This is a genomic window from Vibrio sp. MED222 (genome assembly GCF_000153005.1).
GTDB classification, from domain to species: Bacteria; Pseudomonadota; Gammaproteobacteria; order Enterobacterales; family Vibrionaceae; genus Vibrio; species Vibrio tasmaniensis_A.
This window is the reverse complement of the sequence record NZ_CH902608.1, coordinates 785,956-793,298: the sequence shown is the minus strand read 5'-3', so window position 1 is coordinate 793,298 and position 7,343 is coordinate 785,956. Positions and strand designations below refer to the sequence as shown.

Annotated in this window: 14 protein-coding genes and 2 pseudogenes; all 16 read left to right on the top strand. The window is 45.2% G+C overall.

The features are described from left to right. Positions 1-284 (top strand): 50S ribosomal protein L14 (gene rplN / locus MED222_RS07025; protein ID WP_009847786.1); only part of this gene is annotated, 284 nt, incomplete at its 5' end. An 11-nt stretch (positions 285-295) separates the two neighbouring features. Further along, positions 296-613 (top strand): 50S ribosomal protein L24, encoded by a 318-nt coding sequence (gene rplX, locus MED222_RS07030; protein WP_004736742.1) that lies wholly within the window; start codon positions 296-298, stop codon positions 611-613. A gap of 24 nt (positions 614-637) precedes the next feature. Further along, on the top strand, positions 638-1,177 hold the full coding sequence (gene rplE, locus MED222_RS07035) for a 50S ribosomal protein L5 (RefSeq protein ID WP_004736744.1): 540 nt from the start codon (positions 638-640) through the stop codon (positions 1,175-1,177). Positions 1,178-1,193: 16 nt separating this feature from the next. Beyond that, positions 1,194-1,499 carry a 30S ribosomal protein S14 gene (gene rpsN, locus MED222_RS07040; protein WP_004736747.1) on the top strand — a complete coding sequence of 102 codons (306 nt, stop codon included), beginning with the start codon at positions 1,194-1,196 and terminating at the stop codon, positions 1,497-1,499. 29 nt (positions 1,500-1,528) lie between these two features. Further along, entirely contained in the window at positions 1,529-1,921 is a 393-nt protein-coding gene (rpsH, locus tag MED222_RS07045; RefSeq protein WP_009847785.1) for a 30S ribosomal protein S8, read from the top strand. Positions 1,922-1,931: 10 nt separating this feature from the next. After that, positions 1,932-2,465: a 50S ribosomal protein L6 gene (gene rplF / locus MED222_RS07050; protein WP_009847784.1), complete on the top strand. Its 534-nt coding sequence runs from the start codon at positions 1,932-1,934 to the stop codon at positions 2,463-2,465. A 9-nt stretch (positions 2,466-2,474) separates the two neighbouring features. Further along, the gene (gene rplR / locus MED222_RS07055) at positions 2,475-2,828 is read left to right on the top strand and encodes a 50S ribosomal protein L18 (protein ID WP_009847783.1); all 354 of its coding nucleotides are present in this window, start codon (positions 2,475-2,477) and stop codon (positions 2,826-2,828) included. Positions 2,829-2,842: 14 nt separating this feature from the next. Beyond that, positions 2,843-3,342: pseudogene (rpsE, locus tag MED222_RS21570) on the top strand (30S ribosomal protein S5). Positions 3,343-3,349: 7 nt separating this feature from the next. Continuing rightward, positions 3,350-3,526, top strand: coding sequence for a 50S ribosomal protein L30 (gene rpmD, locus MED222_RS07060; protein ID WP_004736756.1), 177 nt, complete (start codon positions 3,350-3,352; stop codon positions 3,524-3,526). 5 nt (positions 3,527-3,531) lie between these two features. Beyond that, a complete protein-coding gene (rplO, locus tag MED222_RS07065) occupies positions 3,532-3,966 on the top strand; it encodes a 50S ribosomal protein L15 (protein WP_004736758.1) in 435 nt (144 codons plus the stop codon). Between the two features lie 20 nt (positions 3,967-3,986). Then, on the top strand, positions 3,987-5,321 hold the full coding sequence (secY, locus tag MED222_RS07070) for a preprotein translocase subunit SecY (protein ID WP_004736759.1): 1,335 nt from the start codon (positions 3,987-3,989) through the stop codon (positions 5,319-5,321). Positions 5,322-5,362: 41 nt separating this feature from the next. After that, positions 5,363-5,476 (top strand): 50S ribosomal protein L36, encoded by a 114-nt coding sequence (rpmJ, locus tag MED222_RS07075; RefSeq protein ID WP_000868186.1) that lies wholly within the window; start codon positions 5,363-5,365, stop codon positions 5,474-5,476. A 149-nt stretch (positions 5,477-5,625) separates the two neighbouring features. Continuing rightward, positions 5,626-5,982 carry a 30S ribosomal protein S13 gene (rpsM, locus tag MED222_RS07080; RefSeq protein WP_004738779.1) on the top strand — a complete coding sequence of 119 codons (357 nt, stop codon included), beginning with the start codon at positions 5,626-5,628 and terminating at the stop codon, positions 5,980-5,982. A gap of 19 nt (positions 5,983-6,001) precedes the next feature. After that, complete coding sequence (gene rpsK / locus MED222_RS07085) at positions 6,002-6,391, top strand: 30S ribosomal protein S11 (protein ID WP_004738778.1); 390 nt, start codon at positions 6,002-6,004, stop codon at positions 6,389-6,391. Positions 6,392-6,422: 31 nt separating this feature from the next. Continuing rightward, positions 6,423-7,043: a 30S ribosomal protein S4 gene (gene rpsD / locus MED222_RS07090; RefSeq protein ID WP_004738777.1), complete on the top strand. Its 621-nt coding sequence runs from the start codon at positions 6,423-6,425 to the stop codon at positions 7,041-7,043. 22 nt (positions 7,044-7,065) lie between these two features. After that, positions 7,066-7,343, top strand: a pseudogene (locus MED222_RS07095) (DNA-directed RNA polymerase subunit alpha); the annotation flags it as partial.

The window sequence follows — 7,343 nt, the reverse complement described above, 5'->3', positions numbered from 1 at the left end:
GCCGTTATGCACATATCGGTGACGTCATCAAGGTTACAGTGAAGGAAGCGATTCCTCGCGGTAAAGTAAAGAAAGGTGATGTTCTGAAGGCGGTAGTAGTGCGCACCCGTAAAGGCGTTCGTCGCCCAGACGGTTCTGTCATTCGCTTCGACAGTAATGCTTGTGTATTGTTAAATGACACTACTGAGCAACCAGTCGGCACACGTATCTTTGGTCCTGTGACTCGTGAACTTCGTAACGCGAAATTCATGAAGATTGTATCACTTGCACCTGAAGTTCTGTAAGGAGCGGCAACATGGCAGCTAAAATCCGTCGTAATGACGAAGTAATCATTCTTGCTGGTAAAGATAAAGGCAAGAAAGGTAAAGTAACTAAGGTTCTGACAACTGGTAAAGTTGTTGTTGAAGGCATCAATCTTGTTAAAAAACACCAAAAGCCGGTTCCGGCTCTAGGTCAACAAGGTGGCATCGTTGAACAAGAAGCAGCTATTGATGCTTCTAACGTTGCAGTCTTCAACGCGGCTACTGGTAAAGCAGACCGTATCGGTTTCCGTATCGAAGATGGCAAGAAAGTTCGTTTCTTCAAATCTAACGGCGAAACTGTTTCTAACTAATTAGAAGTAATTTGGAGTTCTACTATGGCGAAACTGCATGATTACTACAAGTCGTCTGTAGTCGCTGAGCTTACCAAAGAGTTCAGCTACACAAGCGTCATGCAAGTCCCTAGGATTGAGAAAATCACCCTAAACATGGGCGTTGGTGAAGCAATCAACGATAAGAAACTGCTAGAAAACGCAGCATCTGATATGGCAACGATCTCTGGTCAAAAGCCTCTTATCACGAAAGCGCGTAAATCTGTAGCTGGTTTCAAAATTCGTGAAGGCTACCCAATTGGTTGTAAAGTAACCTTGCGTGGTGAGCGCATGTGGGAATTTTTAGAGCGTTTAATCTCTATCGCACTTCCACGTGTACGTGATTTCCGTGGTGTTAGCGCTAAGTCTTTTGACGGACGCGGTAACTACAGCATGGGCGTTCGCGAGCAAATCATCTTTCCGGAAATCGACTACGATAAAGTCGATCGTGTCCGCGGTCTTGATATTACTATCACGACATCTGCGGGATCCGATGAGGAAGGCCGAGCTCTGCTGGCTGCCTTTAACTTCCCATTCCGTAAGTAAGGGTAGGGTTACTGTTATGGCTAAACAATCAATGAAAGCACGTGAAGCTAAACGTGCAAAACTAGTAGTTAAGTTCGCTGAAAAGCGTTCTGCGCTAAAAGTTATCATTAGCGATGTAAACGCATCTGAAGAAGATCGTTGGAATGCGGTTCTTAAACTGCAATCTCTTCCACGTGATTCAAGTGCATCACGTCAGCGCAACCGTTGCAACCAAACTGGTCGTCCACACGGTTACCTACGTAAATTCGGTCTAAGCCGTATTAAGGTTCGCGAAGCTTGCATGAAAGGCGAGATTCCGGGTCTTCGTAAGGCTAGCTGGTAATTGCCACTTAATCATTTGGAGTAAATCTTATGAGCATGCAAGATCCGATTTCGGATATGCTGACCCGCGTTCGTAACGGTCAGGCAGCAAATAAAGTTGCTGTAAAAATGCCTTCTTCAAAGCTTAAAGTTGCAATTGCTGCATTACTTAAAGCTGAAGGTTACATCGTAGACTTCGCTGTTGACAGCGAAGCAAAACCTGAGCTAGAAGTTACTCTTAAGTACTTCCAAGCTAAACCTGTAATCGAGCAAATCAAGCGCGTATCACGTCCTGGTCTAAGAGTTTATAAAAATAAAGACTCTTTACCTACAGTGATGGGTGGTCTTGGTATTGCAGTTGTTTCTACTTCCAAGGGTCTGATGTCTGACCGTGCTGCTCGTAAAGCAGGTCTTGGCGGTGAAATCATCTGTTACGTAGCTTAAGGAGTAGATTATGTCTCGTGTTGCTAAAGCACCTGTCGCTATTCCAGCTGGCGTAGAGGTGAAACTAAACGGCCAAGAAGTTACTGTAAAAGGTAGCAAAGGTGAGCTTACTCGCGTTCTTAACAGCGCCGTAGTTATTGCACAGGAAGAAAACAACCTAACTTTCGGTCCGAAAGAAGGTGTTACTAACGCATGGGCACAAGCTGGTACAGCTCGCGCTCTAGTTAATAACATGGTTGTGGGTGTTACTGAGGGCTTCACTAAGAAGCTAACTCTTAAGGGTGTTGGTTACCGTGCTGCTATGAAAGGCAACGCTGTAGGTCTAACTCTTGGTTTTTCTCACCCAGTAGAGCACGCTCTACCTGAAGGTATTAAAGCTGAGTGCCCTAGCCAAACTGAGATCGTTATTACTGGTTGCGATAAGCAAGTAGTAGGTCAAGTTGCGGCTGACATTCGTTCTTACCGTGCTCCTGAGCCTTACAAAGGCAAAGGTGTTCGTTACGCAGATGAAAATGTGCGTACTAAAGAAGCTAAGAAGAAGTAAGGTATCACTATGGATAAGAAAGCATCTCGCATCCGTCGTGCTACACGTGCACGTCGTAAGATTGCAGAACTTGGTGCAACTCGCCTGGTAGTACATCGTACTCCTCGCCATGTTTACGCTCAAGTTATCTCGGCAAACGGCTCTGAGGTTATCGCAGCTGCTTCTACTGTAGAAAAAGCGATCCGTGAGCAAGTTAAGAACACTGGTAACGTCGATGCAGCTAAAGCAGTTGGTAAAGCTGTTGCTGAGCGCGCTCTTGAAAAAGGCGTAGCTTCAGTTGCATTTGACCGTTCTGGTTTCCAATACCACGGTCGAGTAGCGGCGCTAGCAGAATCTGCTCGCGAAGCTGGTCTGAAATTCTAAGGTAGGGTTGGAAGATGGCTAAAGAACAACAACAAGCTAATGATTTGCAAGAAAAGCTGATCGCTGTTAACCGTGTATCTAAGACGGTTAAAGGTGGTCGAATCATGAGCTTCACTGCACTAACAGTAGTTGGTGACGGTAATGGTCGCGTAGTTTCGGTTACAGCAAAGCTCGTGAAGTACCTGCAGCGATTCAAAAAGCAATGGAAAAAGCGCGTCGTAACATGGTTACTGTTGCGCTTAACGAAGGCACTCTTCACCACCCGGTGAAAGGTCGTCATTCGGGCTCTAAAGTTTACATGCAGCCAGCTGCTGAAGGTACAGGTGTTATTGCCGGTGGTGCAATGCGTGCCGTACTTGAAGTTGCAGGCGTACATAACGTTCTTTCTAAAGCATACGGTTCAACGAACCCAATCAACGTTGTTCGCGCAACGATTGGTGCTCTAGTAGACGTTAAGTCACCAGAAATGGTTGCTGCTAAACGTGGTCTAACTGTTGAATCTATTTCGGAGTAAGCACACGATGGCAACTATTAAAGTAACTCAAACTAAAAGCTCAATTGGTCGCCTACCTAAGCACAAAGCGTGTCTTAAAGGTCTAGGTCTTCGTCGCATCAACCATACAGTAGAACTTGAAGATACTCCGTGCGTACGCGGTATGATCAACAAGGTTTACTACATGGTTAAGATTGAGGAGTAATCAGAATGCGTTTGAATACTCTATCACCGGCTGCTGGCTCTAAACCTTCTAAGAAGCGTGTAGGTCGTGGTATCGGTTCTGGCCTTGGTAAAACAGGTGGCCGCGGTCACAAAGGTCAAAAGTCACGTTCTGGCGGCTCTGTTCGTCCAGGTTTTGAAGGCGGTCAAATGCCTCTAAAACAACGTCTACCTAAATTCGGTTTCACTTCTCGTAAGAGCCTAGTGTCTGCTGAAGTTCGTCTAGCTGAGCTAGCGAAAGTAACAGGTGACGTAGTTGATCTTAACAGCCTTAAAGCTGCTAACGTTATCACTAAGAACATCGAGTTTGTTAAGATCGTTCTTTCTGGTGACCTAAGCAAAGCTGTGACTGTTAAAGGTCTACGCGTGACTAAAGGCGCTAAAGCTGCAATCGAAGCTGCAGGCGGTAAAATCGAGGAATAATCTCGAGGAACGAGGTACAGATGGCTAAGAAACCAGGAAAAGATTTTCGTAGTGCTCAGAGCGGCTTAAGTGAACTAAAGTCGCGCTTATTATTCGTAATTGGTGCACTTTTAGTATTCCGAGCCGGCTCTTTTGTGCCGATCCCTGGTATTGACGCAGCTGTACTTGCCGATTTGTTCGATCAGCAAAAAGGTACCATCGTAGAAATGTTTAACATGTTCTCCGGTGGTGCTCTTGAGCGTGCATCTATATTAGCATTGGGTATCATGCCGTACATTTCGGCATCGATCGTAGTCCAATTGCTAACTGTAGTTCATCCAGCGTTAGCGGAACTCAAAAAAGAGGGTGAAGCAGGCCGTCGTAAGATAAGCCAATATACACGCTACGGCACGCTTGTACTTGCAACATTCCAAGCTATTGGTATCGCAACAGGCTTACCAAACATGGTCGACAATCTGGTTGTTATCAACCAAACCATGTTTACGCTTATTGCTACCGTGAGTTTAGTAACTGGTACCATGTTTTTGATGTGGTTAGGTGAACAAATCACTGAGCGAGGAATCGGTAATGGTATTTCCATTCTGATTTTTGCAGGTATTGTTGCTGGATTGCCTTCTGCAATCGGTCAAACAATCGAGCAAGCGCGTCAAGGTGAATTGCATGTGCTTCTTCTGTTGTTTATCGCGGTATTGTCTTTTGCTGTAATTTACTTCGTAGTTTTCATGGAACGTGGTCAACGTCGTATCGTCGTTAACTATGCGAAGCGTCAACAAGGTCGTAAAGTTTTTGCAGCTCAAAGCTCTCACTTGCCTCTTAAGATTAATATGGCAGGTGTTATTCCAGCGATTTTTGCATCAAGTATTATTTTGTTCCCAGGAACATTAGCGCAATGGTTTGGTCAAAATGGTGAAAGCAGCGCGTTCGGTTGGTTAACTGACGTGTCATTAGCTCTTAGCCCTGGTCAACCTTTGTATGTAATGCTTTATGCAGCAGCTATAATCTTCTTCTGTTTCTTCTATACAGCGTTGGTGTTTAACCCGCGTGAAACAGCTGATAATTTGAAGAAGTCTGGTGCATTCGTACCCGGTATCCGCCCAGGTGAGCAGACAGCGAAATATATCGATAAAGTGATGACTAGGCTAACCCTTGCGGGCGCTCTATACATTACTTTTATATGTCTGATTCCTGAATTCATGATGGTCGCGTGGAACGTTCGTTTCTACTTCGGCGGCACATCACTACTAATCGTAGTGGTAGTTATCATGGATTTCATGGCACAGGTACAGACTCATCTGATGTCACAACAGTATGATTCTGTGTTAAAGAAAGCGAATCTGAAAGGTTACGGCCGTTAATTCGGTAGTAATTATTTCGATTCCATTTACGGAGTTTAGCAATGAAAGTTCGTGCTTCCGTTAAAAAAATCTGCCGTAACTGTAAAGTTATCAAGCGTAACGGTGTCGTTCGCGTGATTTGCAGTGAGCCAAAGCATAAGCAACGCCAAGGCTAATCAGCAGAAATTTTTACTTGAAATACTAGGTAGAGTCGAGTATATTCCTCGGCCTACCTTTTGCGTGCAAAAGAAGTAGTATGCCGCAGCGTATCCATAACGGGCTTTGCTGCGGATAATTCTTTTATGAACCCCCTTAGGAGTGAATAATGGCCCGTATAGCCGGCATTAACATTCCTGATCATAAGCATTCTGTAATTGCACTTACTGCAATCTACGGTATTGGCAAAACTCGCTCTCAAGCTATTCTAGCTGAAGTGGGTATTGCTGAAGATGCTAAGATCAGTGAACTAACTGAAGAGCAGATCGATCAACTGCGTGATGGTGTAGCTAAATACACTGTAGAAGGTGATCTACGTCGTGAAGTATCGATGAACATCAAGCGTCTTATGGACCTTGGCTGTTACCGCGGTCTTCGTCATCGTCGCAGTCTACCACTACGTGGACAGCGTACTAAAACCAACGCTCGCACCCGTAAGGGTCCGCGCAAGCCGATCAAGAAATAGTCGGATAAGGTAGAGTACAATGGCAAAACAACCAACTCGCGCGCGTAAGCGCGTACGCAAGCAAGTAGCTGATGGCGTAGCGCACATTCATGCTTCTTTCAACAACACAATCGTAACTATCACTGACCGTCAAGGCAACGCTCTTGCATGGGCTACAGCAGGTGGTTCAGGTTTCCGTGGTTCTCGTAAATCTACTCCGTTCGCAGCACAAGTTGCAGCTGAGCGTTGTGGTGAAATGGCTAAAGAATATGGCCTAAAGAACTTGGAAGTTATGGTTAAGGGTCCAGGTCCAGGTCGCGAATCTACTGTTCGTGCACTGAACGCTGCTGGTTTCCGTATCACTAACATTGTTGATGCGACACCAATCCCTCATAACGGTTGTCGTCCACCTAAGAAACGTCGCGTTTAAGTTTCGTTTCTAGGAATATTGGAGAAAGATCATGGCAAGATATTTGGGTCCTAAGCTGAAGCTTAGCCGTCGCGAAGGTACTGACTTATTCCTTAAGTCTGGTGTCCGTGCGATCGATACCAAGTGTAAAATTGATAACGCACCAGGTGTACACGGCGCTCGTCGCGGTCGTCTATCTGAGTATGGCGTTCAGCTTCGTGAGAAGCAAAAAGTTCGTCGTATTTACGGCGTTCTAGAAAAACAATTCCGCAACTACTACAAAGAAGCTGCACGTCTTAAAGGCAACACAGGTGCAAACCTGCTTCAGCTTCTTGAAGGTCGTCTTGATAACGTAGTTTACCGTATGGGCTTTGGCGCTACTCGTGCTGAATCTCGTCAACTAGTTAGCCACAAGTCTATTCTAGTTAACGGTAAAGTTGTAAACGTTCCTTCTTTCAAAGTAGCGGCAAACGACGTTGTTTCTATCCGCGAGAAAGCTAAACAGCAATCTCGTATTAAAGCGGCTCTAGAAGTTGCTGAACAACGTGAAAAGCCAACTTGGATTGAAGTAGATGCTGGCAAAATGGAAGGTACATTCAAGCGTATGCCTGAGCGTTCTGACCTATCAGCTGACATCAATGAACACTTGATCGTCGAACTTTACTCTAAGTAAGGTTAAAAAAAGAGAGGACACAATGCAGGGTTCTGTAACAGAATTTCTTAAGCCGCGTCTTGTTGACATTGAACAGATCAATACGACACACGCGAAAGTAACTCTTGAGCCATTAGAGCGCGGTTTCGGCCATACTCTAGGTAATGCTCTTCGCCGCATTCTTCTATCTTCTATGCCGGGTTGTGCCGTAACAGAAGTTGAAATCGAAGTGTGCTACACGAATACAGCACTAAAGAAGGCGTTCAGGAAGATATCCTGGAAATCCTTCTAAACCTCAAAGGTTTAGCTGTACGCGTTGCT